Below are 26,136 nucleotides of genomic sequence, written 5' to 3' on the forward strand. Positions count from 1 at the left end.
GTATTACCCCTTTACGCTTACTTTACTTCCAGAGCGAATTTTTATTAGCCCTTCAGTAACAATTTGCTGACCATCAGTTAAACCTTCGTCGATAGCAACCCAGCCATTATTTCTGCTTGCAACATGTACTTCAACTTTATTGGCTACTCCGTCTTGAATTTGAAAAACAAAGTGTTTGTCTTGTAAAGGGATAACCGCTTTTTCTGGCACCATTAAAGCTTGGTTGCTGCTTAGCTCAAGTGCTGTATTTAGTAACATACCAGGGCGAAGTAATCCTGATTTATTCGCAAAACTTGCTGTTACTTCAACACTGCGTGTTACCGAATCAATACGTGAGCTAATATGCGTTACCTTGCCGTTAAATGTCTGCCCTGGGTAGGCATCGTTTTGGGTAAGTACTTTCATGCCCATGTTTAATTGTGCTAAATATTTTTCAGGCACTTTAAAATCAACTTTAATAATACTAATATCATCAAGTGTGGTGATTATTGTAGCGTTGTTTACGTATGCACCGACTGATATTTCACGTTTACCTAGCAGGCCAGAAAAAGGGGCTGTAATAGTCATTTCATTTAACTTAGTTTTAGCGCTTTCTAGTTGCGCCTCTGTTGCATCAACGCGAGATAGCTGCTCTTCTAACAATGACTTTGCAGTTGATTGAGAGCGTGAGAGTTCGGTTAAGCGGTTGAGTTGACGTTTCTCTTCTTGTAAATTAATGCCAAGCTCTTTAACTGCAAGTTGTTCTTGCTTACTTTGTAGTTGCACTAATTTTTGGCCTTTACTAACTAAATCACCGTCTTTAAAGTAAATATCTGTGACATAATCGTTTTGGGCACTTTTAATATAAACAGCTTGGTTAGCACGTGCACTACCAATGGCTTCTATCATTACCGCGTTTTCTTGTGATGTCACAGTATGCGCAGATACCTGAGTAGACATTTTAGATAAGTCGGCTTGTTCACCATGGCTTGACGGTAAATATAAGTAAACGCTAAATATCAAAAGTAGCGTAATAATAAATGGAAAAAGAGCTTTGCCTGATTGTCTTGAGTACATCGTTTTCATACCTGAAAATTAATTGTAAGTATTGTACGAAATAAGACCGGAGAAAGGCGGTTATGTGTCTCATAAATTTGTGCGTTAAGCGTAAAAGTTAATGATCCTGATGCAGTGTCCCTCTTTTGTTACATATAAAGTGGTAAATATATGAATTTTAAAACGTCCTGTAAGGCTTGTATAACTGCTCGCAAAGTTATTTTATGGGCTATTATTATGTTGATATTTTACATGGTGTTCTATCAGCATGGATAAAAACGATAGAAACCATGTGAAATACAGGGCACAAGGCGCACGTAATGGCATCGAAATATTAATAGTGGGTGCCATTGGGTTGGTGCTTATTATGGGTTTTAATTTATTACGTCCAGATAAAATAAGTATTGTTGAAGTTTTTTTAGTGAGTGCTTGTATCGGTGCTATTTTTATTGGGTTTTTAAAAACCCAAGAACCCTTCTATAGTTTAATATTAAGTGAATCTAAACTTATATATCAGCATAAGTATGGAGCATGGCACCTTTTTCAAAGTAATTTTAGGTATAGTGGTATACCTAAGGTTGAGGACGGGGTTGAATACATTGAGTTAAATACTGTGGGTATCAAAGTAAATGATATTGATGAGTTTTTAGCAAGTTTATCACCTAGAATTGCAGGGAAACTGCTAATAGAACAACGACATTTATTCATGCAAGCTGTTCAAAAACATTGCAAAAATGGTCATTGCCCATCAGAATGGTTAATAGAAGATACACAGTATATCTCTCAAAGGGGAATAAGCTATAATGGGCTTATAGCTATGTTTGCAAATAGAACAAAGCACCTTCAGCTGTTAACAGGTTATGATTTATTGTTACCTGCCAGTGTATTAGATAGAGATATTTGGGCGTTTAGTGCTAACTTAAATAAGTGGAAGCAAAGCCCCAGTCAGTTTATAGCGACGCAGAGTAAATAACGTAAATACTCTAGTGCGGTAGTAGGAATAGTAATGAGTCAAGACAGATCCTTTTTAAAAAGTGGGCGAAATACCATAATACATAAAGATAAAAAACACGATTTAGTGATTGTTAACTCTGAAATTCATCCGCGAATTAAAGTAACACAAAATGGCCTAGAGCCTTTTAAAGAAGAGTTGCCAAAAAATCGACGTGATGCAAAAGATCGTTATTTAGAAATAGTGTATGTTGGAAGCCCAGACGTGTTTGGTGAAGAAAAACAGCTATTATTCATTCAAGCCTTAGATGGGCGTGAATACAAAGTAGATTACAGTAAAATAGGTACTAAGTTGTTTGTACGTATTCATCAAGATACTTATATGTAGCACTTTAATGGCATCTTTATTGCTTATGATTACACTATAGTAATTATTTGACATAAAAGGTGCTTTGTATGAAAGCGTTTGCTTTAATTCCTCTTATTGCTTTGCTTTGCGCATGTGGAGGCGGTGGTGGCAGCGATGATGCAGATGTAGAATCATCTGTTAATGCTGGAAACGACTTACAAATTATTGAAAAAACCGATTTTTCCATTACAGCACAGGGTTCTCCTGCTGATGGAACTTTTACTTGGCAACAAGTAAGCGGTCCAAGCTTAGATGGCTTTCCGTTAGAGGGAGCAGAACAAACGCTCACCGCACCAGATGTAAAAACTGACAGTGAAATAGTTTTAAGAGTGAGCTATCAAAGCTCCGGCACTAGCGCCGTTAGTGACGACATTTCCATCTCAGTTAGTTCTAATAACCAGCTTCCCCTTGTTACTGTTACACAAACATCGCCTGAAACACTTCCTTCTGTATACAAAGACACGGTCACTTTAAGCGGTCTTGAGTCAAGCGATCCGGATGAAAATGGCCAAATTGATAGCTATTTTTGGCAATTGCTATCGGGGCCTGAGTTAAATATTGCGAGCTTTAATGAGTCAACACTCAGCTTTTCTCATCCATTGCTTGAAAGTAACGTAAATTTATCTTGGCAGTTAACTGTTATAGATGATGAAGGCGGTGAGGCAAGCACTCAATATTCAATGACCCTCAACAAAACAAATGAATTAGTGGATGCAAATGCGGGTGCTGATCAAAATATTGAAGAGTTTGAGCAGGTAACACTTGATGCAACTAGCAGTGAAACCGTAACAGATACATACCAATGTAAATGGCAACAACTTACCGGTAATACCGAAACATTAAGTAATAGTAATCAGTGTACAACGACATTTTTTGCCTCAGATGTAGACACCGAGACCACATTGAGCTTTGAAGTAACGGTAACTGACTCAAAAGGACGTACAGACACAGATTCTTTATTTGTAGATGTATCGCCAAAAGCTCTCGGGCTTATAAATGATAGTGGTGTGGGTGAGTGTTATAACAATACCCAGCGTATTAATTGTGAAAGCGATGACTTTCCCGCGCAAGATGCAGAACTTGGCCGCGACAGCTTTGCAAATCGTTTGGATAAAGTAGGTAAAGGTAATTTAGCGTTTGATTATACGAAGTTAAATGAATTTGCCGATGAAGTGTCTGATACCAGCAATAGTTTTAGTTGTATTCGCGATAACGTAACAGGGTTGGTTTGGGAGGTGAAAAGTGTGGCATCTGGCACGGTACCAAATACTTCGTTACGTGATGGTCAAAATCATTATTTTTGGGATGTAGGCAACACGACCTTTACAGATACAAGTTCAGCTAATAGTACGTGCCCTGATAATACAAGTTGTGGTGTACAAAGCTATATAAACGAAGTAAATGACTTAGATTTTTGTGGCGGTACGAACTGGCGATTACCTAGTTACAAAGAGCTTTTAGGCTTAATTGATTACGGAAAACAAGGTCAAAGTGTATTAATTGACGAGGCATTTTTCCCTAATATGCCAAGTGAAAGTGCATTAAGCCATTTACGTTACTGGACCTCACAAACAGCAGCTGATGGTACAAGTTTATCGCAAGCGTATATTATTGATATGAGTGATGGTAACGATCTTGCTTATCCAAAAGAAAATACTGCTTATGTACGTTTAGTTAGAAGTCGTTAGGAGAAAATAATGAAATTAAAATTACTCTATGCAATAACAACTATAAGTTTGAGCTTTAATATTGCAGCGGCGCAAACGTGCTACGACGGTGCAGATACCACAACACCGACAGATAGATTTACTATAAATGCAGATGGCACAGTGTCTGATAGCGAAACTGGCCTTATGTGGCAACGCTGTAGTTATGGGCAGACTTACAATACAGAGACACAACTTTGTGAAGGCTCAACACCTTCTCTCACTTGGCAAGAGGCACTACGCGGAGCTAAAAATGATACAACCGCAGATTACGATGATTGGCAAATGCCTAACATTAAAGAATTGGCGAGTATTTTAGAGCACAGTTGCACAGAGCCGAGTATTAATGAAACTGTATTTTTTGGCACTAAGCTTCAAAATTATTGGTCAAATACATCGGGTGTGAGCACAATGAGCTCTGCATGGGTCTATCAGTTTGATAGTGGCCTAAATAGTTTGCATGCTAAAACAAGTAATGTGTATTTACGATTAGTGCGCTATGAAAAATAAAAAAGTGTAAATTTAAAGGTATGAAGCGCAACTTTAAAACAGCTGCGCTTTTTTGTTTTTCATAAATTTACGTTATTTCAATAATAAAGCACTCACAGTGTTGTCACTTAGGGGCTTTTTTTGCCATTATAGGCCGTGATTTAATTATGAAGGAACATCACGGTGTATTTAAGCTATTTTGGCCTGAACGAAAAACCTTTTTCTATCTCGCCTAACCCCCATTACTTGTTTTTAAGTGAACGGCACAAAGAAGCCTTAGCGCACCTTACCTATGGATTGGGTGAAGATGGCGGCTTTGTATTATTAACGGGCGAAGTGGGCACCGGAAAAACCACGATCACTCGCAGTATGCTTGAGCAATTGCCTGAAAATACCCAAGTCGCAATGATCCATAATCCAGCACTTTCGGAGCTAGAGTTATTAGCCAGTATTTGTGATGAGCTTAATATTAGTTACGATACTAATAATTCGACGCTTAAAAGCCTTACCGATATTATAAAAAAGCATTTAGAGACTAATAATAAATCGGGTGGTCACACCATACTTATCATTGATGAGGCACAGTTACTTGCTCCTAATGTGCTTGAGCAATTGCGCTTGCTGACAAATATAGAAACCGATCATAAAAAGCTATTACAAATAGTGCTTGTGGGCCAACCTGAACTCCAAGAGCTTTTAAAGCGCAATGAATTAAGACAACTTGCTCAGCGAATAACAGCTCGTTACCATTTATTGCCGCTTACGCAAGGCCAAACCGTGGCTTATATAAAGCATCGTTTGCACGTTGCAGGGTGCGATAAAGGGATTTTTTCGATGGATGCTATGCAAGCAGTTCATCAATTAACGGGTGGTGTGCCGCGCCTAATGAACTTGGTGTGTGAACGTGCTTTAGTGGGCACATTTGCAAAGCAGCAGTTGATAGTTGATGGCGATATAATAAAAAAATCAGCACATGAGTCATTACCAATGGATTTTGTAGCGCCAGTTAATGAAGCGAACAAGGGAACATCATTTGTATCATACAGCTTTGCTTTCGCTACTTTATTTGCCGTAGGTATTGGGCTTTCATTTATTTTATAGTTAGGTAAGTTATGTCTTATTTATTAGATGCGCTAAAGCAGTCGCAGCAATCAGATATGAGTGCTGAGCAGTACGACTTGCAATCAGAACAGTTAAAACAGCAGCAAGCACTCAAGCGTTATAGGCGATTAGCATTAGTTTTTGGTACAAGCTTAGGTGCTTTTATTGCTGTCGCTGGTGGCTTTACTGTCGGTAAGTGGTTTCAAAGTTCTACCTTATTAAACGCAGCGGGACCCGCTGTACTTAATGTGGTTGAAAGCGAAAAATCAGCACCTAAAGAAGATGCTAAAAAAATAGATACTGAAGTTGAAAAGCAGCAAATAGCTAAGTTAGAGCCTGCAAAAGTAGCTTCAACAAATACTGCAACGATTGAAGGGCAACTTGTGCATGTGCAAACACCTAATGGTGTACAGCAAATGTTATTAACCCCTAGTGGGCAATATATCCCTATGCCATCGAGTCAGGTCACGAGCGCAGCAGGTTATAATCAGCAAAATATGCAACAAGTAATGCCGGTTCAAAATTATAATCAGCCAGCGTTTAACCCACAAAGTAATTACAATCCAAATAATGCACAAAACACTTCGGTATTCGGGAAAAATCAAAATACCGCATCGGCTCAACTAGATATGAGTAAATATAAAGTACTAGGTAAGCCAATTAATGGTAGCAATCAATCTCAACAAGTGAGCGATCCTGAACTTGATGCCGTGCCAACAACGCTTAAAAATGCATTTGCGCAAGCGATACAAGATGTCGAAAAAAATCAAGATTATGAAGTTACTCAAGCATCAAAAACGTCATCACGTGTTGAGCCTGTGGAGCTACTGCCTGATGGTTTGCAATCAATGTTGCCTAGCATTAAATACCAAGCGCATATTTATTCATCCAGTGCTGATAAACGTTGGATAAAGTTAAATGGACGAGAGCTACATGAAGGAGAGAGTATTGGTGCGCTAACGGTTAGAGAAATAACACCAGAGCAGAGCGTCCTTGATTTTGATGGTTACGAGTTTAGTTTAAAAGCATTGCAAGATTGGCCGCAATAAGCGACCACTCTATGGCAGTATTGAATTTTTATAAAAACGTTCTAAATCAATATTATATTCTTTTGGTTTAACAGTTGATTCAAGGGTATCTAAAGTCTTTTTATTGGCTAAATCTATATCTTGTACTTCCGTATAACGGCTGTGTTTAGCACTGTAAAATGTTTTTACTATCGGTTTTAGTGGCGATGCAGGGTTGCTTTCAGTCACTAGTCCGACTTTTTGGCTTGATAACCTTACTAAAGTCCCAACCGGGTGAATACCAATGCATTGAATGAATTTAGTAAGCAGCACAGGGTCAAAACTATCGGGGCAGCCTTCTTTTAATATTTTAAATGCTTTAATAGGTTCCATGCCAGCTTTATAAACGCGTTCAGCGGTTAATGCATCATAAACATCAACAATTGAGGCCATGCGCACATATTGGCTTATTTCATTGCCTTTTTTACCAAACGGATAACCTTTGCCATCCAAACGCTCATGATGCATACCAGCAATATCAACAGCGATTCCTTTTAAGCCAGACCCTTCTAAAATTTCTTTACTAAAAAGGGAATGTTTTTTCATTATTTCGAATTCAGCGTCGCTAAAACGACCCGGTTTATTGAGAATTTCGTCAGGTATTTTTATTTTACCAATATCATGTAACAAAGCACCTGTTGTTAATTGTTCGATAATTTCTTTATCTATTTCTAAGTGCTTAGCAAAAATACTCATTAAAATAGAAACATTAATAGAGTGCTCAAGTAAATAAGCATCTTTTTGACGCATTTGTGTAAGGCACGCTAACGCATCTTGATTTCTAAACACTGAATCCATAAAGCCACTTGCAAGCTCTCTAAAAGGGGCTATATCTATTTTTCGGCCAGCTTTTATTTCTTTAAATGCTTTGAGTTGAAGTGTTTTAGCTTCGTCATAAAGCTTTTTAGCTTTGCCCATTTCTTGTTCTGCACTGTGTGCTTTTTGCCAAGGGTCTCGTTTGATTTTTACTGCAGAAGTGCTTTCTAGCTCTTTTTCAGGAACTGTATTGACAAGGGTTTTATCAGGATCTATTTCTACTTCTAAGATCCCTGCTTTTTTTAGCTTATCAATATCCGCTTGAGTTTTAACCCAGCCTTGGCTTTTAACTTTAATGCGACCTGTTTGCTTAGTAACATGTTGTACAAACATACCTGGAAGTAATTGTGAAATAAGAATGGTTTTCAATTTATTTACTTATATAGTTTGATTAACTATAAAGTAACAAACTTTACGCTATTTACATAGTAAAAAGGCACCATTAGGTGCCTCTCGTGTCTATTAAGAAATTAGTTTTCTAATTACTCATCATCTTCAACAAGCGTCATTAGTGATGTGTTACCACCTGATGCTGTTGTATCAATACTGATTGTTTTTTCAGTAATAAGACGTTTGATTAACGTATCGTAATACTCAGAGCTAATTACTGGTAAAATAGCACCTTTACGCTGTGCTAGCTGCTGGCTAAAGTAGCCTAAGCGAGACGAGCGAGCAGCAACTACTGCACCTGCTAAATGAGGGTGAGCCAAGATAGCTTGTAACTGATTAGGTTTAGCAACTTGGAAAACACCTTCAGCAACACCTGTAGAGATAAATTTATCTTTAAAGGCAACAGCTTCATCATAAAACAGCTCAGACGCTACAGTAATTACCGTATTACCTGCGGCAATAGCGGTAATGATAGACAATGCCCAGAAGTTAAATGATGTGCTCTTATCTGCATAACACACGACACAACCACGCGCTTCTAGATGAAGTGTATTAGACTCACCCGTTGGCCCAGGCAGGGTAGTAAATTTACGCATGTGCTTTTCTAGGCGGTTAAGCTGTGCACGAGCTTCTGATAGTGTTAATGCCAAATCGTCTGCTAAATCGTCGATAATTTCTACCGTCGCGATTTTAGCAAGCAACTGACGTACAGCCGAAACACGGTCATTTAGCGGTGTTGCACGCCAAATCTTTTCATCGCGCATTGAGTTAGCCATTAGCTTTTTAACTTGTTCATTTGCACCACTGTAGTGGTGTAAATCAAGTTCGTCTGGCGTCAGGTTTGTCATTTGCACGTTATCTGGTGATGCCTTTTCTTTTACTAAACGTTGTAGGTAGTTAGGGCCACCGGCTTTAGGGCCAGTACCTGATAAACCACGGCCACCAAATGGTTGCACACCAACAATAGCACCAATCATGCTGCGGTTAATGTAAACATTACCCGCACGTGACATTTTAGCAAGGTATTCACAGCGCTCTTCAATACGTGAATGTACACCCATTGTTAAGCCATAACCTGTGTTGTTAATTTGATCCATCACATCATCAAGTTCGCTCGATTTAAAACGCACAATATGAACACATGGGCCAAATACTTCACGTTTAAGTACTGATAAGTCCTTAATTTCATATAAACGAGGCGCAAAAAAGAATGCACCATTTAATGTATTATCAGGAATTTTGCACTCGTAATGCAGTGTTGCATTACCTTTTAAGTACTCAACATGGTCGTTTAAGTTTTTAAGTGCTTTTTCATCAATTACAGGGCCTACATCAGTTGATAGTAACGATGGGTCGCCAATGTGTAACTCAGCTAGAGCCCCTTTAAGCATATCGATGATGCCATCAGCTACGTCTTCTTGAATAAATAGAACACGAAGAGCCGAACAACGTTGCCCAGCACTTTGAAAACCAGAACTGATCACATCGTCAACTACTTGCTCAGGAAGCGCCGTTGAGTCAACAATCATACAGTTTTGGCCGCCAGTTTCTGCAATTAACGGTACTTGAATATCGTTACGTGCTGCAAGTGTTTGAGAAATTAATGTGCCTGTTTCTGTAGAGCCGGTAAACATAATTGCTTGAATGCGTTCATCAGGAACAATTGTTTTGCCTACTTCAGAACCACGAGCAATAACCGGTTGAACAACATGTTCAGGTAAGCCAACAGACAGCATTAGTTCAATTGCACGAAGGGCAATTAAGCTTGTTTGCTCAGCAGGTTTTGCTATTACTGTGTTACCTGTAACAATGGCAGCAGCAACTTGGCCTAAGAATATTGCAAGCGGGAAGTTCCACGGGCTGATACATAAAATAACGCCACGGGCTTCAAAGCGTTCATCTTGCGATAGCTCCTCAGCGCGCGCCGCGTAGTAACGGCAAAAATCAACCGCTTCACGCACTTCATCAATACCGTCTTGTGCTACTTTACCCGCTTCTTTAATACAGATAGCGACTAGTTCGTCGTGATGACGCTCTAAAATATCAGCAACGCGACGCAGTAAATTTGCACGTTCTTTTACTGATGTTTGCGACCATGATTCAAAAGCTGCTTCAGCGTTAGCCAGTAATACTTTCATCTCTTCGCCAGTTTGTAATTTAACGTGGCCGATGATTTCTTTATGATTCGCTGGGTTTTTAACGGCCAATGAGCCTTCAGGTACTTGGCTTTGCTCAATTAAATGCTCATTAAACCAGCTTTCAAGATTCTCTTTGAAAGGGGTAATAACGTTAATGTCGGTTAAATCCATGCCTTTAGAGTTAGCACGTTCTTCACCGTATAAATTAATTGGCATTTTAATTTGCGTATTGTACTTGTTACGTAAGCCTTGTAGTGTTTCTACAGGATCTGGTAATAGCGATTCAACAGGTTTAGATGTATCTACAATGGCATTTACAAATGATGAGTTAGCGCCATTTTCTAATAAACGACGAACAAGGTAAGCAAGTAAATCTTCGTGTTGACCAACAGGGGCATATACGCGGCACTGAATTTTTTCTTCGTTAACGATTTGGTCGAATAGTGACTCACCCATACCGTGCAAACGTTGAAATTCAAAACCTGTATTGTCGCCTTTGGCTACTTCTAAAATAGTCGCGGCAGTGTAAGCGTTATGTGTAGCAAATTGCGGATAAAGCACATCGCGCGCTTCAAGCATTTTAATTGCACATGCTTTGTAGGAAACATCGGTTGTGGCTTTACGTGTAAATACGGGGTAGTGATCCAAACCATCTTGTTGTGTGGTTTTAATCTCTGTATCCCAATAAGCACCCTTAACTAAACGGACCATCATTTTACGACCAACGCGGGTCGCAAGCTCGGTTAGCCATTCAATTACAAAAATAGCACGTTTCTGGTACGCTTGAACCGCTAAGCCAAATCCTTGCCAATCACCAAGATCTTCATCGCTAAATACCGCTTCAATTACATCTAATGAAATATCTAAACGGTCAGCTTCTTCGGCATCAACGGTAAAGCCGATATCGTATTTTTTAGCGGCAAGAGCAAGTTCTTTTAACTTAGGGACTATTTCTTCCATCACACGGTCTTTATGAGTGAACTCATAGCGTGGATGAATAGCCGAAAGTTTAACTGAAATACCAGGGCTCTTAATTGGACCACGACCATTGGCCGCTTTACCAATTGAGTGTATAGCATTCATGTAGCTGTCAAAGTAACGCTTTGCATCTTTCATTGTGCGCGCGCCTTCGCCTAGCATATCGTAAGAATATACATAGCCTTTTTGCTCTGTATCGGCAGCACGTTCAATTGCTTCGTCAATGGTACGGCCCATAACGAATTGCTTGCCCATAATTTTCATAGCAAAATTTACGGATTTACGAATAACTGGCTCACCTAAACGACCAATGGTCTTTTTAAGCATGCCGAACTGCTGTTCTTTCGTTTTGTCTGTGTAGTTAACCATTTTACCGGTAACTAACAATCCCCAAGAGGACGCGTTTACAAATAAAGAATCGCTGCTTCCTAAATGAGAGCTCCAATCACCTTTGGCCAATTTGTCGCGAATAAGTACATCTTGAGTTGCTTTGTCTGGTACGCGAAGCAGCGCTTCGGCCAAACACATTAATACAACACCTTCTTCACTAGAGAGTGAGAATTCATTTAAAAGTGCGTCAACACCGCCTTGTCCATCTTGCTCTTTACGAATGTTTAAAACAATCTGGCGGGCTCTTTCCCATGCACGGCTTCGTGCTTTTACACCCACTTCTGCAAGCGGTAAAATATGATCGATAACCGCATTTTCGTCTATGCGGTAAAAGTCACGAATTTTCTGTCTAATAGGACAGTTAGTAGTTAAATCGCCGTTGAATAACATAAGCAACCCTCAGGAGTGTTTAGGATTTAAAGTAAAATTAATTACCAATAAATTATCAGTGATATTGTGAGTGCATTCTAATTAAAATTCCGCAGAATATGCTGGTTAAATTTCGCGATTTACGATAATTTACAGGGCATAAATTTAACTTATCCGCATAAAATTCTGTTATGACAATTCCAAATAGATTACGCATGCTAGATCGTATCGATTTAGCCATACTAGACGTTCTACAAAAGAACGGCAGAATTTCTAATGTTAACCTGGCAAAACAGGTTAACTTGAGCCCTAGCCCATGCCTTGATCGTGTTAAACGTTTAGAGCAAGAGGGCTACATAGAAGGCTATTATGCAAAACTTAGTGAAGCTAAGCTAAATCAAAGCTTAGTTGCTCATGTGCAAGTTTCGCTTGTTACCTCAAATACAGCCGTATTTAAAGTGTTTAGAGAGCATATTTTAAAAATTAAACAAGTGGTTGAATGCGACATGGTTGCTGGTGGCTATGATTATTTATTAAAAATACGCGTGTCTAACATGGAAGAGTATAGACAAGTATTGGGGGATTTAGTTGATATACCGGGAGTCGGTACGCACCACACTTATATGGTGATTGAAAAAATTAAACAAGACGATGGTTTACTAATTGATATTTAGTTTGTTCTAAAATGTGTGAGCTTGCGGCTAAGCAGGCTCACACTTAAAACTAAATTAACTCTCTAAACCGTTTTTATTAATTGTAATAACGCGTTGAGGAAATGGAATTTCAATCTTAGCGTTGTTAATTGCTTTATAAACACCGCCGTTAATAGCCAGTTTGGTTTCGATAATTTTAGTAGTAGGCACCCAATATCTGTAGCTGATTGTAACACCGCTATCGGCAAAACGTTCAATACCGACCTGCGATAATGGGTTTTGTGCGACCAGTTTGTGCGCTTTAAGTACCTCTTCAATTAGACTAATGGCGCTATCAGAACATGCACTATAAGCTATGTCTATCTCACCTTTGACCAATGAGTAACTAAACGAGTTGTGAAGTATTTCGCCCACAATATGTTTATTTGGAATAGTAATTTCTACTTTTTCTTCATTGATTAAAATTGTGTAGCCAAGCTCAATTGTTTTAACTTGGCCGCTTACATTTTTAACTTCAATAGTATCACCAACAACAAAAGGTCGAGTGGCTATAATGGCAAGGCCTGCACCATAGTTAGAGAGCATTCCTTGTAGTGCTAAACCTGCACCTAAAGACGCAGCACCAATAGCTGCTACAAAGGGAGTAACACTTATACCTATTTTGCCAAGTGCAATAATTATAACCATTACAATTAGCAGTACTTTTACCACGCTACTGACAAAGTTAGTGAGCGTAATGTCAACATTATGGCGGGTCATTAACGCAGCTACAAATTTGGCAAGCTTTTGCGCTATCCACAAACCAATGAGGACGATAAAAATAGCACCGACAATTTGCATACTGTAGGTAACCATATACTCAGTAAGCATGGTGTAATATTTTTCAAACTGTTCGATTTCAGAACTGATCATAAAGCGCTCTATGTTAGGGCTATGTTGTATTTTTCCAACTATAGCAAAATGTTGACTAAAAATGGATATAACAGCGGTACTATAATCGCTGTTAATAAAGCGCTTAGCGCCATTGCAACCGATGAGTAAGCGCCAACTTTTGGATGCTCGGCAATAGCAGCGGCAGTCCCAATTGCATGACAAGCTGTGCCCATGGCAACGCCTTGAGATTCGTGATTAAAAATATTAACGAGTTTAAAAAGCATAAAACCAAATAAAGCCCCTAGTAAACCAATAAAAATAACTAAAGCTGCAGCAAGTGAACTGATTCCACCCAATGAATCAGTGACGATTAAAGATATAGGTGTAGTGACACTGAGTGCGGCAACAGATGCACTTAGCTGCGCTGGCGCATTAAATAATATGCTTAGCAAAAATGCCACAACGGTTGCGTTAACAATACCTAAGCTACATGTTGCGACTATAAGTAATAGATTTTTTCGTACGTGTGTAAACTGCTGATATAAAGGAAGCGCTAAAGCGACAATTGCGGGCTCTAATAACCAGCTTAGCAATTTGCTGTGCGTGGCAAATTGCGTATAAGGCAAATTTAGATTAACGAGGAATAAAGCGATAATACTAATACTTAAAAATACGGGGTTGGTGAGCGATTTTAATACGCTGTTTTTTATACTTTGGTTTACGGCCCTTAGTGCTAAAAACAATGCAATTATAAAAGGAATACTTAGCCACCATAAAGTAGGCTGTAGCTCTGAAATAGCGGAAAAAGTAAAATCAGTCATTATTTTCTCTTCCCTTAAAGTACGCAATTACACTGCTAACAAGCAATAAGGTAGTTATAGGAACTAGCAACACAACTGATGCTAAAAATGCCCAGTGCGATTTTATAAGGCCGAGATGTTCAATAAATCCCACACCCGCAGGAATGAAAAATATAGGCATAATATTTAAAATAGGGGAGGCGCATGGTTTTACATGTTGCTCTTTTACAATACCCGATAAGAGTAAAACTAATAAAATAACCATAGCGAGTAACGGTGCAGGAAAGCTTCCACCAATAAAGTGCATAATGAGTTTAGCGCAGGCTAAACATAGTAAAATAATAGCGCTACTGAGCAGATATTTCATCAAAGTGGCTCACAGAAAAGATAAGAGCTTAACTTTAACAAATCAAACTCTTTTATGCATTGTCTACCAGTGCTTTGTATCTGCGTAGGTTATGTCCGCTTTTCCTTTTGCTTTAGCAATTGCTTTTTTAGTGTTTGGGTTTAGCAATAAGCGAATTTGGCTGAAGGTTTCTTTAGCGAGTATTTTTCGTTGGTTTGGTTTATAGCTAAGTTGTGTAACACGTTTAATAGCAGCAAGCGTATCGGGTGAGCGCTCGAGTAATGTATTGAGCATGTTTTGCGTGGCTTGTTGAGTATCATCGGTAAGCTGAGTAACCAAACCTAGCTCATTTGCTTGTTGTGCTGTGATTGGGTTTGCGTGGCTTGCAAGCCAAAGTGCTTGGTCACACTTAACTAAACCGCTCATCATTACATTTGCGCCCATATCGGGGCACAGCCCCCAGCGTGCTTCCATAATGGCAAGCTTGGCGTCAACATGAACAATTCTGTAATCGGCACCTAGTGCTATTTGTAAGCCCCTCCTAAACAGTTGCCATCAATTTGTGCAATAACAGGAACGCTTAGTGACTGCCAGCCTAATACTACTTTTTGCGCTAAGTTTTGATTGCCAGGTAACCATTTGAGCAATAATTTTATAATATTCAATGGTGCCGCCATGACAGCTGATATATCAAGGCCTGCACAAAAATGCTCGCCATCGCCTTTTATTACTACAGCACGAATACTGCGATCTCTTTTTATGCTTTTAATGGCTTTGTTTAACTCTACAAACATTTGAAAGCTTAATGCGTTTTGCTTTTTGCTCTACTAAGCGTGACGGTAGCAATGCCATGTTGTTTTTCTAGTTTTATCATTACACACTCCTCTGACCTGTTACTTGAGCTTATGTTGTTAAGTTAACTAAGTAAAGAGAGAAAGTTTTTACACAAAAAATGAATTAATTGAGTAATTCAAAGTCTTATATTGTTGATCTTGCTAATAACAATATAAATATTTCGAAATGAGTGCAGTGATGATAAAAAAGTAAGGTATTTAAGCGTTTTTTTATCTATATAGATGCTAGTTTTGTTATTATGATGTCACTTAAAAGCTTAGAGGTTAATCACTCATGTCTGGCCCACGTTTACACACGATAGAAGAAGCAACTCATCAAGCCTATGATATTTTTTTAGAGCTAGCGCCAAATAACTTGAGCGATAAAGATGTTGAAGACTTTAATCAATACCGAGAAGATCTTGGCTTTATTGAAGAAGATGAGCCAGATGACCAATGGCAAGATTTTGTAGCACTTGAAATTGAACCAGAGCACTTTATTCAAGTGTTAGTCGGTTTAGAATTTGAAAATGAAGATGCCTTATTTGCAAAAATTTTAATTAGTCGTGATAAAGACGCGCCGTTTTGTCATATTTTATGGAAAGAAAGTGAATAAGCCCATATTGCTTGTTTGTTTATAATTGTGTGCAAGAGAGCGTATTTGTGCGTAAGTATTTATTTTTAATTCTCTTATTGATTAGTAGCCCAAGCTGGGCTGTTGATCCTTTTGAAGATTTTCATGAATATGGACAGCTTTCGGATGAAGAGATCCATGAGTTACACAAAGGTGAAATGCTTTATGGGGATACTGAGTTTGGCTTTATTCTTAGCAAAGGCAACGCTAATTCGACCAGTTTTAAGCTCAAAGGTAATTTATATCAAGACTTTGAGAAGTGGCGTAATCAATTCAAAATAGACTCCCTTTATAAGCGCGATGAAAACGATGAAACAGGCGACAGCGATGTAACAGCTAATCGTGTGTTTGTCTCTGCACAGGGTAATTATAAAGTGGGTGTGAAAAACTCATCCTTTTTTATTTACGGCGATTACGAAGAAGATGAATTTAGCGGCTTAGATTTTAAAAGCACAATCGCAACCGGTTACGGTACTCGTGTATATCAAGGTGTTAAAAACAAAGTTGATATTGATGTAGGACCCGGTTTATATCGCTCCGTTGCTGATGAAGAGTCAGATGTAAGTGAGGATGATATAAATAAAACGGGTTATTTAGTCAGAGTTGCAATGCAATGGGAGCGTTTGGTTTCTAAGCGAACTCGTTTTAATCAAGATGTCAGTGTAGAGCAATCGCTTTCGGGTCTTAATTCTCGCTTTAAATCAGAAACAGCATTAATAAGCCAAGTCGTTGGTGCTGTATCACTTAAGTTTGCGTATATGTACCGTTATAATTCAAAACCCGAGGATGATAAACTTAAGTTTGATTCAGAGCTTAGTGCAACCTTGGTTTATAACTTTTAAGTATTTATTTAATTTTAGAGAGTGTTATGTATCAGCATAAGCAGTATGCGGTGTTCATTTTTTTGTATTAGCATGGATAGGCGGATTTGTTGCACTAGCGTGGAACTTATTAGGTGCAGATGGACCCTTAATGATATTTACTGGTATTTTAGTGCTGGTGGGCTTTTTGTTTCATGGCTTAACAGTAAAAGTTGATGATAATAAAATAAGTTGGGCGTTTGGGCCTGGTGTTGCTGGGCAAAGTATTTTGCTTAGCGAGATTACTGAAGTAAAAGCAGTACAAAATTCATATCGCCATGGTATAGGTATCCGTATTACTCACGATGGTTGGGTGTATACAGTATCTGGTTTTAGTGCAATACAGCTAACGCTTAAGGATGGCACTATGTATCGTGTAGGTACAAACGATCAAAAAGGTTTACTAGCCGCATTGAAAGAAAAGAAAGTATCAATAGCACTTCCTAGTAAGACAAAAAGCGAAACTGAAGTGGTTAAGCGCAACAATATGATATAAAAAAAGCGCCTTAGGCGCTTTTTTATCTGCTGTATACAATATTAGTGGTCGTGGCCACACCCACCTTCGCCATGTACGTGGCCGTGAGTTAATTCGTCTTGTGTTGCATCACGCACTTCTAGAATTTCTACATCAAAGTTAAGTGTTATACCTGAAAGCGGGTTATTACCATCTACAATCACTTCTTCATCTTGAATATCGATGATCATTACTGATTGGTCGCCATCATCTGTTGATGCACGAAATTGCATGCCAACTTCAATTTCCATACCTTCAAACATTGATTTAGGTACCGCTTGCATTAGGTTGTCGTGGCGCTCGCCGTAACCTTCTTCAGGTTCAACCTTTACGCTAAGCGTGTCGCCTGGTTGCTTGCCCAGCAAAGCATTTTCTAGGCCTGAAATTAAATAGCCTGTGCCAATGATAAAGTGTAGTGGCTCACCACCGAACGAGTTATCAATGCTATTGCCATCATTATCCATTACCGAATAATGCATTTTTACCACTTTGTTTGCCGCAACGATCATAGTCATTCCTATTTATTCATCTTCAAGAGAGTAGGGTAGAGGCAGAATGCTTAGCTCCACCTGAGGTGTGTGTTTTGCACGAAGTACCTGAGTTACATCAGTATCGTTTGGCAACACAACGAGGCCTGTTAGTTTACTTGTTTGCTCATCAAAACTTTGCGTTATAAGTTTACCCGCACGGCGCCAGTTTTCGCCTAACTGGGTTTCCAGATTAAGCTCTGAAAGTAGCCCTTCGCTTTGTCCTGAAACGATATACATTGCGCGTTTATTCTTACCAAGGTATTTCATACGGGCCACAGTTTCTTGACCTGTATAACATCCTTTTTTAAAGCTAATGCCACCAATAGCTTGTAGGTTAACCATCTGCGGAACATATTCCCCAATAGCTTCACTACTTAATTGTGGTTCGCCGGCTAAAATTGCTGCTTGTTTCCAGGGCGCATCGTTATCAAGAGTCGATATATTATCAGGAATACTAAATTGGCTATCAACCATCAATAACACGCGATTATCTGCTAACTTTAATGCTTTACCATAACTCAAGTCGCACGCAGTAGCATCGTCTTCAAATGTTATACTAAGCTGAGCAAGTACGTCTGTTAAGTCATCGCCGATTAAGCCAATTAAACGCTCAGAGGAGACATTTATATCGACCTTTGCAAATACAGCGTATTTTTTAAGTTCAACTAACGACTTTTCTACTTCGGCTGCGCTGCCTGTAAGGTAATAGTTATCTTGATGAGAAAATAATTTAAATACACCCCAAAGCTTTCCTTTGGCACTGCAATGGCCAGTCCATAAATAGTTACTGCTGGTTAATTTATTGAGATCTTGAGTAATTTGCCCGTGCAAATAAGATAATTTATCAGCACCGCTAAGGCTAATAAGTTGATGAGATAACGGACATGCATAAACGCTCGACATAAAAACCTTCTTTGCAATATAAATGAAGTGACATAATAACGCAGTTGTTACGTATGGTACAGACAAGCGCTAATTGGCGTGGATTATTATTTTAATCGGCGATTAATAGCTGATAAGTTGACACGCATTTGTTAAACTCGAGTCAATTAAGTATGAGGTTTAAAATGGTTGAAATTCATAGTAAAGCACGTATTCGTTGGGCTTGCCGTCGTGGCATGTTAGAGCTAGATGTTTTGTTTATGCCGTTTGTAGAAGAAGCATACGACTCTTTGAGCACAGAGCAGCAAGCTATCTTTCAGCGTTTGCTAACAGAAGAAGACCCTGATTTATTTGCATGGTTTATGGGGCATCAAGAGTGTAAAGATGAGCAGTTAAATACAATGGTTTCACTTATTTTAGATAGAGTTCGTGTATAGATTTACAGTTACAGATAATAAAGCAGACCATAAACCAGTTGTGGTCTTTTTTTGTATGCTGGCTTTGATATTATGCTTATTTTTAAGTTCTGTACTGGCAATGCTTTTTTGTGTTGTAGTAAATACAGTGGCTGGATTATTTGTTTGGCGAAAAGTTTTAGCTGCTCACCCGATACGGGGAGTTGTTATTTTAGAGCCAAACCTATTTAGATTTGAAAGTCAGTCGCTAAAAATTCAAGGTGAAATAAGTACTCAAAGTCGCATACTTGGTAGCAGTGTATGGCTTTATATTAAAGGCTTTAGTAAAAACCATTGGCTAATTATTTCAGCCAATGGAGTTAACGAACAAAGCTATGCTCGATTAAAACGTGCAACACTTAGCGCTATTAGTGGCGCTGCGGGGTCAAAATAGTTGGTGTTGGATTTTCGTTTTGCTCAGGGTAATCAATAGTGTAATGAAGGCCACGGCTTTCTTTGCGTTCCATTGCACTTCTAATGATTAATTCAGCTACTTGCACTAAATTACGTAGCTCCAACAAATTATTACTGACTCTAAAATTAGCATAGTAGTCATGTATTTCTTGCTGTAATAGTTCAACTCGGTGCAGTGCACGCTCTAAACGCTTAGTTGATCGAACAATACCAACGTAATCCCACATGAATAATCGTAGTTCATGCCAGTTATGGGTAATTACAATTTCTTCATCGGAGTTACTAACTCGGCTTTCATCCCAATATGGAAGTGCTATAGGCTCTGGCGCATGCTCTATTTTACTTAAAATATCTTTTGCAGCAGCATGGGCAAACACAATACATTCAAGTAATGAGTTACTTGCCATGCGATTTGCACCGTGAAGGCCTGTATAAGCTACTTCACCCACAGCGTATAAATTATCTAAATCGGTTTTTCCGTTAAAATCGGTCATTACACCGCCGCAAGTATAGTGGGCAGCGGGGACAACTGGGATTGCTTCTTTGGTTATATCAAGCCCTACACTTAAGCATTTCGCATAAATAGTAGGAAAGTGCTCAATAATAAAATCTTTATCTTTGTGGCTAATATCTAGGTAAACACAGTTTGCGCCGAGGCGTTTCATTTCAAAATCGATTGCGCGTGCAACAATGTCGCGTGGAGCAAGTTCTTCACGCTCATCAAAGTCTTTCATAAAGCGAGTGCCGTCAGGGCGTTTTAAATAAGCGCCTTCACCACGCATAGCTTCAGTAATTAAGAAGTTTTGTAATTCAGGGTGATATAAACTTGTTGGATGGAACTGATTAAATTCCATATTGGCCACTTTACAGCCCGCCCGCCACGCCATTGCAATACCATCGCCACTTGATACGTCAGGATTTGAGGTGTACAAATACACTTTACTTGCCCCGCCGGTCGCCAGAGCAACAAATTTTGCCGAAATGGTTTCTACCTTTTTAGCTTTTTTGTTCCACACATACATACCGTGAATATGCGAAGCTGTTTTTTCGGTGTTTTTATCAGTAATTAAATCAATTGCGTTGTATTGCTCTAAAAGTGTAATATTTTTATGCGCTTTTACTTGGCTTATTAATGTAGTTTGTACTGCTTTGCCAGTCGCATCAGCTGCATGCAAAATACGACGATGGCTATGACCGCCTTCGCGCGTTAAATGAAAGCGCTCTTTGCCTTTACTATCAAATTCCATATCAAAAGGCACGCCTTGATCAATTAACCATTGCAGGCAATCATGGGCGTTGCTTGCAGTGTAGTGGACGGCTTCTCTGTTGCACAAGCCGCCGCCAGCATCGAGTGTATCCTCTACATGGGATTCTATGCTGTCATTTTGTTTATCAAATACAGCAGCTATACCGCCTTGAGCATATAATGTAGAGCCTTCTGTCAGAGCCCCTTTACTAATTACGGTAACGTTACAAAAATTAGCTAAAGATAAAGCTAGTGATAAGCCTGCTGCGCCGCTACCGATAATAGCGACATCAGCAATGTGGTGTTTATTTTGGTTCATGTCAGAGGTACTTTGCGGTTACAATGCTCGTATAGAGCAATATTTGTTTTCAATATCTGTAGTTGTATCATATTTGTCATATTACTACGTAGTGATTTTAATAGCCTAACGCTGTTATTTATGAACTATTTTATAAAAAAATAATATTAAACAGAACTTTTTATTCATGTAGAGGTCAGAGTATTTGTGAACAATAGCGACACTATGAATAACAAGCAAAAATCAGACATAGGAGTACCGGCTCGAATGAGCGAGCAGGAATTAGATTTAGCGCTAGTAAAAAGGGTTCAGCAGGGTGATAAAAACGCCTTCAATCTATTAGTAAAGAAGTATCAAAATAAAATTGCAGGTTTGATATCACGTTATGTATCAAACCAAGGTGATATTGCAGATGTAGCACAAGAAGCATTTATAAAAGCTTATCGTGCACTTCCAAACTTTAGAGGTGATAGTGCCTTTTATACTTGGTTATACCGTATTGCCGTTAATTGTGCTAAAAATTACTTAGTAGCACAGGGCCGTAAACCGCCAGCAAATGATATCGACGCTGAAGAAGCTGAATTTTATGACTGTGCGGATTCGATGCGTTCAAATGCATCCCCTGAAAATCTACTTTTAAGCGAAGAAGTACGCGCTGTTATTTTTAATACGATTGATAGTTTGCCTGAAGATCTTAAAACTGCGATAACCCTAAGAGAAATCGAAGGGATGAGCTATGAAGAAATAGCAGTGGTCATGGATTGCCCTGTCGGGACGGTGCGTTCGCGTATCTTTCGTGCCCGAGAAGCAATTGATAACAAATTAAACCCATTAATAGGCGAGTCTTAGTATGACGAAAGCACACCTTAACAAGTTAGATAACGAAGTGTTATCGGCATTACTTGATGGCGAACAACATCTAACTGATGCAAAAATTGCAGAGCAAGATGTAACCACGTTTGGCCGTTATGCGTTAATTGGTGATGCAATGCGTGCTCAAAAAAATAATAATGACATACATATTGATATTAGCGATCGCGTTGCATTAGCATTAGAAAGCGAGCCTGTTTATGCTGACTTCAACCAGCCAAACACAGAGCCTCAAGCAGTCACTGAAACTGTAAAAAATAATGTAGTTGCTTTTAATTGGCGCAAACCTGTTGCCCAACTAGCGATTGCAGCAAGTGTGGCAATGTTTGCTATTGTGGGCGTTAATACACTTCCGCAAAGTAACAATCAGCAGCAAAGCGAAATCCCTTTACTGCAAACTACCCCTTTAACAGGTATGGCTTCGCCAGTAAGTTACTCATCTGAGCCAGCGCTTGAAAATGCTGAACAAGGCTTACGTGAATTGCAGCAACAACGTATTGGCGCATTAGTTTTAGAGCATCAACGACAAGCACGTGTTGCTAACTCGCTTCAAACAGCGCAAAATAGTATAAAAGCGCAAGAGGAAAAAAACTAATTAAATGAAAGTAATCACTTTTATTCTGTCGTTGGTAGTTAGCTTTACTGCATTTGCCAACGATATAAATCCTGCCAAAGATTTATTACTTAAAATGGCTAATGCCGTACATAACCGTAATTTTGATGCTTCATTTGTGGTTGTTAAGGGTAAAACAATGGAACCATATCGTTGGGTCCATGCCAAACAAGGCGACACAGAGCTTGAGCATTTAAGTTTACTCAATGGCGCAGGCCTTGAAATGGTTCGTGTTAATAATCAAGTCACTTATTTTGAACCGCAGTCAGAGCCATACTCTCTTAAAACTGATTCGATTGCTGGCCCCATTCCTGAAGTGTTATTTAAAGACATTGAGCGTTTGAGCGCACATTATGATTTTGTAATGGGTGGTAAAGGGCGCATTGCAGGGCGTGCGGCTCAATTAGTTCGAATTGAATCCAAAGATGAATTCAAATATAACTACTGGATTTGGCTTGATATGGAGTCGTCTTTACTTTTAAAAGCAGCGTACGTGAACCACGAAGGTGAGGCGCTTGAACAGCTACAGCTAACTCATGTTAGTGTTACTGAACAGCCTGCTAGTATGCTGTTGGAAGTACTCAATCGTAACTTTCCAACGCCTCTACCAGAAAGTGATTTAGGTGGTGCAGAGAATACAGCAAAGAATTGGAATATAAACTGGTTACCTAATGGCTTTGAATTATTAAAATCTGACAGGCATAAACTCGATTTAAATAATGAGTTAACAGACTATTATTTATTTTCTGATGGTTTTGTTGAGATCTCTATATTTATACAGCGACCTTTACCTGGTAAGCGTTTAAGCGGTGCATTAACATCTGGTGCAACGACGGTATATGTGCATAATGGCGGTAATTTTGATGTATCGGTTGTTGGTAATGTACCGAGTATGACCGCAAAAGCAATTGCAGAGTCAGTTACCCGCGCACTATAGGCGATTCCGTAAGGATTGTTATGATTGAACAAACCCTCACAGTTGTGGCCCTTGATGGCCACATTGCTTATTTAGAAGCACAGCAAAAACAAGCTTGTGAAGGCTGCAATGGTCGTTGCGGCTCACAAGTGTTTGGCAAGTTATTCGGCACCGCAAAAAAACCTTTCCATATAGATTCGACTTACCAGTCGAGGTCGGTCAAAAAGTTACTTTGTCACTTGATGATAGCCTCGTTGTTAAACATGCTTTTGCTGTATATATGTTACCTTTATTTTTAAGTCTAACGTTTGCATTTATTGCTTCTGAGTTACTTTTAATGGCCGAAGGTTGGCAAATCTTAGCGGCGGCTTTAGGTGGCATTACTGGATTTTTTATTGCTAAAACTCGTGTTAAATCACTTAAGCACGATATAAAAGTAATAAAAATTCATCCAATTAGTATCCCTTTAACTCAAATAGATGGTGATTGACGCCAATTAAATGTAAAATTGCCGTTTTATACCAAAGTAACTTGGAAATACAGGGAATTGTGGTTTTTAAAATTATTTTATCTGACTGACTTATTTAAGTTTATTAAGCATAACTTATTGTTATTCATTAAATAAAATGATTATAACCCATCTTAAAAAGCGTGAGCTAAGTCTGTAATTTACAAACTGAGCTTATGGCATCCTAAAGCAAGTATTTTCAAGTCACTTAGGTATTCATATTTAGTCCATTAAAATAGAAGTATAGAATCCAGTTTATGAAGCATATCCGTAATTTTTCGATCATCGCCCATATTGACCATGGTAAATCGACCCTTTCAGATCGTTTGATCCAAGTTTGTGGCGGTTTAACCGACCGTGAAATGCAAAAACAAGTTTTGGATTCAATGGATATTGAGCGCGAACGTGGTATTACCATTAAAGCGCAAAGTGTAACGTTGAATTACAAAGCGAACGACGGCGAAACCTACCAACTTAATTTCATTGATACTCCAGGACACGTTGATTTTACGTATGAAGTGTCGCGTTCTTTAGCTGCATGTGAAGGTGCACTACTCGTTGTTGATGCAGGCCAAGGCGTTGAAGCACAAACACTAGCTAACTGTTACACCGCTATTGAAATGGAATTAGAAGTAATTCCAGTACTTAATAAAATCGATTTACCGCAAGCAGACCCTTTACGTGTTGCAGAAGAAATTGAAGAGATTATTGGTATTGATGCCCTAGATGCTGTGCAGTGTAGTGCTAAAACAGGCGTAGGTATTGCTGAAGTACTTGAAATGATTGTTAAAGATGTTCCGCCACCAGTAGGCGACAAAGATGCACCTTTACAAGCACTTATTATCGATTCTTGGTTTGACCCATACCAAGGCGTTGTATCACTAGTGCGTATTAAGCACGGTGAATTACGCACTGGCGATAAAATAAAAATAATGTCGAACGAGCATATCCATACTGCCGACCAAGTGGGTGTGTTTACACCTAAGCAAACCAACACCGGTATTTTAAGAACAGGTGAAGTAGGGTTTGTTATTGCGGGCATTAAAGAGATACATGGTGCGCCAGTAGGTGACACTATTACTCATCAAAAAAATGCAGCTCCACTTCGCTTACCTGGCTTTCAAAAGATTAAGCCTCAGGTTTATGCGGGTATGTTCCCAATTGCATCAGATGAGTATGAATCATTCCGTGATGCACTTAACAAATTAAGCCTAAACGATGCGTCGTTATTCTTTGAACCAGAGAATTCAACCGCACTAGGCTTTGGTTTCCGCTGTGGCTTTTTAGGCATGCTACACATGGAAATCATTCAAGAGCGTTTAGAGCGTGAATACGATATTGATTTAATAACAACTGCACCGACGGTAATCTATGAGATAGTTACTAAAGAAGGTACATTTCAGATTGATAATCCGTCTGATCTACCTGCTGTAAACGATATTGTAGAGATTCGTGAGCCGATTGTTGAAGCAAATATTTTGGTACCACAAGAATACTTAGGTAATGTTATTACTTTGTGTATTGAAAAACGTGGTAGCCAAACAAAAATGACTTATCACGGAAAGCAAGTAGCTGTTACATACGAGCTGCCTATGGCTGAAGTGGTAATGGACTTTTTTGATAAATTAAAATCTACAAGTCGTGGTTTTGCATCACTGGATTATAATTTTAAACACTTCCAAACATCAGACATGGTGCGTGTTGATATTTTGATCAACAGTGAACGTGTTGATGCGCTTGCGATTATTGTTCACAGAGATGGTGCACAATCTCGTGGTCGTCAGTTAGCTGATGCATTGAAAGAACTTATTCCTCGTCAAATGTTTGATATTGCGATTCAAGCAGCGATTGGACAGCATGTTATTGCACGTACCACAGTCAAGCAATTACGTAAAAACGTAATCGCTAAGTGTTATGGCGGTGATGTGAGTCGTAAGAAAAAATTACTTAAAAAGCAAAAAGATGGTAAAAAACGAATGAAGCAAGTAGGTAATGTTGAAGTGCCTCAAGAAGCGTTTTTAGCTATTTTAAAAGTTGGTAAATAAAAACAAA

General features: G+C 38.9%; 24 protein-coding genes and 3 pseudogenes. 17 read left to right on the plus strand and 10 right to left on the minus strand.

Annotated features, from left to right (window positions below; all coding sequences use genetic code 11):
* Positions 1-3: 3 nt before the first annotated feature.
* Positions 4-1,056 carry an efflux RND transporter periplasmic adaptor subunit gene (locus P4S65_RS08410; RefSeq protein WP_007377555.1) on the minus strand — a complete coding sequence of 351 codons (1,053 nt, stop codon included), beginning with the start codon at positions 1,054-1,056 and terminating at the stop codon, positions 4-6.
* 247 nt (positions 1,057-1,303) lie between these two features.
* On the opposite strand from P4S65_RS08410, the gene P4S65_RS08415 reads away from it, so the two are divergent.
* The 6 genes from P4S65_RS08415 to P4S65_RS08440 all read left to right on the plus strand — a co-directional run bounded on the left by P4S65_RS08415 (position 1,304) and on the right by P4S65_RS08440 (position 6,740).
* On the plus strand, positions 1,304-2,008 hold the full coding sequence (locus tag P4S65_RS08415) for a DUF2982 domain-containing protein (protein ID WP_337119952.1): 705 nt from the start codon (positions 1,304-1,306) through the stop codon (positions 2,006-2,008).
* 33 nt (positions 2,009-2,041) lie between these two features.
* Positions 2,042-2,374: a hypothetical protein gene (locus tag P4S65_RS08420; protein ID WP_007377553.1), complete on the plus strand. Its 333-nt coding sequence runs from the start codon at positions 2,042-2,044 to the stop codon at positions 2,372-2,374.
* Between the two features lie 68 nt (positions 2,375-2,442).
* Positions 2,443-4,083, plus strand: a complete 1,641-nt coding sequence (locus P4S65_RS08425) for an Lcl C-terminal domain-containing protein (protein WP_337119953.1) — start codon at positions 2,443-2,445, stop codon at positions 4,081-4,083.
* Between the two features lie 9 nt (positions 4,084-4,092).
* Entirely contained in the window at positions 4,093-4,611 is a 519-nt protein-coding gene (locus P4S65_RS08430) for an Lcl C-terminal domain-containing protein (protein WP_096792612.1), read from the plus strand.
* A gap of 162 nt (positions 4,612-4,773) precedes the next feature.
* Entirely contained in the window at positions 4,774-5,691 is a 918-nt protein-coding gene (locus tag P4S65_RS08435) for an ExeA family protein (RefSeq protein WP_007377550.1), read from the plus strand.
* An 11-nt stretch (positions 5,692-5,702) separates the two neighbouring features.
* Positions 5,703-6,740, plus strand: coding sequence for a general secretion pathway protein GspB (locus P4S65_RS08440; protein ID WP_337119954.1), 1,038 nt, complete (start codon positions 5,703-5,705; stop codon positions 6,738-6,740).
* A gap of 9 nt (positions 6,741-6,749) precedes the next feature.
* On the opposite strand, the gene P4S65_RS08445 is transcribed toward P4S65_RS08440, so the two are convergent.
* Both P4S65_RS08445 and putA read right to left on the minus strand, forming a co-directional pair.
* Positions 6,750-7,943, minus strand: coding sequence for an HD-GYP domain-containing protein (locus P4S65_RS08445; RefSeq protein WP_337119955.1), 1,194 nt, complete (start codon positions 7,941-7,943; stop codon positions 6,750-6,752).
* 113 nt (positions 7,944-8,056) lie between these two features.
* On the minus strand, positions 8,057-11,860 hold the full coding sequence (gene putA, locus P4S65_RS08450) for a bifunctional proline dehydrogenase/L-glutamate gamma-semialdehyde dehydrogenase PutA (protein ID WP_337119956.1): 3,804 nt from the start codon (positions 11,858-11,860) through the stop codon (positions 8,057-8,059).
* A gap of 170 nt (positions 11,861-12,030) precedes the next feature.
* Between putA and P4S65_RS08455 the strand changes: the two genes are divergently transcribed.
* Positions 12,031-12,513: a winged helix-turn-helix transcriptional regulator gene (locus P4S65_RS08455; RefSeq protein ID WP_033015324.1), complete on the plus strand. Its 483-nt coding sequence runs from the start codon at positions 12,031-12,033 to the stop codon at positions 12,511-12,513.
* 54 nt (positions 12,514-12,567) lie between these two features.
* Here P4S65_RS08455 and P4S65_RS08460 read toward each other — a convergent pair whose 3' ends face one another.
* The 4 genes and pseudogenes from P4S65_RS08460 to P4S65_RS08475 form a co-directional block, all read right to left on the minus strand.
* Positions 12,568-13,404 (minus strand): mechanosensitive ion channel family protein, encoded by an 837-nt coding sequence (locus tag P4S65_RS08460; RefSeq protein WP_007377545.1) that lies wholly within the window; start codon positions 13,402-13,404, stop codon positions 12,568-12,570.
* Positions 13,405-13,442: 38 nt separating this feature from the next.
* Positions 13,443-14,186, minus strand: coding sequence for an LrgB family protein (locus P4S65_RS08465; RefSeq protein ID WP_096792615.1), 744 nt, complete (start codon positions 14,184-14,186; stop codon positions 13,443-13,445).
* Entirely contained in the window at positions 14,179-14,532 is a 354-nt protein-coding gene (locus P4S65_RS08470; RefSeq protein WP_076923569.1) for a CidA/LrgA family protein, read from the minus strand. The genes P4S65_RS08465 and P4S65_RS08470 overlap by 8 nt, the downstream gene beginning before the upstream one ends.
* Positions 14,533-14,595: 63 nt before the next feature.
* A pseudogene (locus P4S65_RS08475) lies at positions 14,596-15,385 on the minus strand (crotonase/enoyl-CoA hydratase family protein).
* 254 nt (positions 15,386-15,639) lie between these two features.
* Between P4S65_RS08475 and P4S65_RS08480 the strand changes: the two are divergent.
* From P4S65_RS08480 to P4S65_RS08490, 3 genes and pseudogenes are all read left to right on the plus strand, one after another.
* Positions 15,640-15,960, plus strand: a complete 321-nt coding sequence (locus tag P4S65_RS08480; protein ID WP_007377541.1) for an HI1450 family dsDNA-mimic protein — start codon at positions 15,640-15,642, stop codon at positions 15,958-15,960.
* Positions 15,961-16,007: 47 nt separating this feature from the next.
* Entirely contained in the window at positions 16,008-16,820 is an 813-nt protein-coding gene (locus P4S65_RS08485; protein WP_007377540.1) for a DUF481 domain-containing protein, read from the plus strand.
* A gap of 26 nt (positions 16,821-16,846) precedes the next feature.
* Positions 16,847-17,334: pseudogene (locus P4S65_RS08490) on the plus strand (hypothetical protein).
* Positions 17,335-17,375: 41 nt separating this feature from the next.
* Here the strand turns inward: P4S65_RS08490 and P4S65_RS08495 are convergent.
* Positions 17,376-17,861, minus strand: a complete 486-nt coding sequence (locus tag P4S65_RS08495) for an FKBP-type peptidyl-prolyl cis-trans isomerase (RefSeq protein WP_007377538.1) — start codon at positions 17,859-17,861, stop codon at positions 17,376-17,378.
* 12 nt (positions 17,862-17,873) lie between these two features.
* On the minus strand, positions 17,874-18,785 hold the full coding sequence (gene ygfZ / locus P4S65_RS08500) for a tRNA-modifying protein YgfZ (protein WP_337119957.1): 912 nt from the start codon (positions 18,783-18,785) through the stop codon (positions 17,874-17,876).
* Positions 18,786-18,949: 164 nt separating this feature from the next.
* Between ygfZ and P4S65_RS08505 the strand changes: the two genes are divergently transcribed.
* Together P4S65_RS08505 and P4S65_RS08510 are read left to right on the plus strand one after the other, a co-directional pair.
* Positions 18,950-19,201: an FAD assembly factor SdhE gene (locus P4S65_RS08505; protein ID WP_008134821.1), complete on the plus strand. Its 252-nt coding sequence runs from the start codon at positions 18,950-18,952 to the stop codon at positions 19,199-19,201.
* Between the two features lie 55 nt (positions 19,202-19,256).
* Complete coding sequence (locus P4S65_RS08510) at positions 19,257-19,613, plus strand: hypothetical protein (RefSeq protein ID WP_007377535.1); 357 nt, start codon at positions 19,257-19,259, stop codon at positions 19,611-19,613.
* Here P4S65_RS08510 and nadB read toward each other — a convergent pair.
* Positions 19,588-21,198, minus strand: coding sequence for an L-aspartate oxidase (gene nadB / locus P4S65_RS08515; protein WP_008134820.1), 1,611 nt, complete (start codon positions 21,196-21,198; stop codon positions 19,588-19,590). The genes P4S65_RS08510 and nadB overlap by 26 nt on opposite strands.
* 246 nt (positions 21,199-21,444) lie before the next feature.
* On the opposite strand from nadB, the gene rpoE reads away from it, so the two are divergent.
* From rpoE to lepA, 5 genes and pseudogenes are all read left to right on the plus strand, one after another.
* On the plus strand, positions 21,445-22,026 hold the full coding sequence (rpoE, locus tag P4S65_RS08520) for an RNA polymerase sigma factor RpoE (protein ID WP_007377533.1): 582 nt from the start codon (positions 21,445-21,447) through the stop codon (positions 22,024-22,026).
* A gap of 1 nt (position 22,027) precedes the next feature.
* Positions 22,028-22,642, plus strand: coding sequence for a sigma-E factor negative regulatory protein (locus tag P4S65_RS08525; RefSeq protein ID WP_033028990.1), 615 nt, complete (start codon positions 22,028-22,030; stop codon positions 22,640-22,642).
* 4 nt (positions 22,643-22,646) lie between these two features.
* Entirely contained in the window at positions 22,647-23,597 is a 951-nt protein-coding gene (locus P4S65_RS08530; RefSeq protein ID WP_033040040.1) for a MucB/RseB C-terminal domain-containing protein, read from the plus strand.
* A gap of 20 nt (positions 23,598-23,617) precedes the next feature.
* A pseudogene (locus P4S65_RS08535) lies at positions 23,618-24,066 on the plus strand (SoxR reducing system RseC family protein).
* A gap of 275 nt (positions 24,067-24,341) precedes the next feature.
* Positions 24,342-26,129, plus strand: coding sequence for a translation elongation factor 4 (gene lepA / locus P4S65_RS08540; RefSeq protein ID WP_007377529.1), 1,788 nt, complete (start codon positions 24,342-24,344; stop codon positions 26,127-26,129).
* The last annotated feature ends 7 nt before the right edge of the window (positions 26,130-26,136 follow it).

This window comes from Pseudoalteromonas sp. B131b, from assembly GCF_037162545.1.
GTDB lineage: Bacteria > Pseudomonadota > Gammaproteobacteria > Enterobacterales > Alteromonadaceae > Pseudoalteromonas > Pseudoalteromonas fuliginea.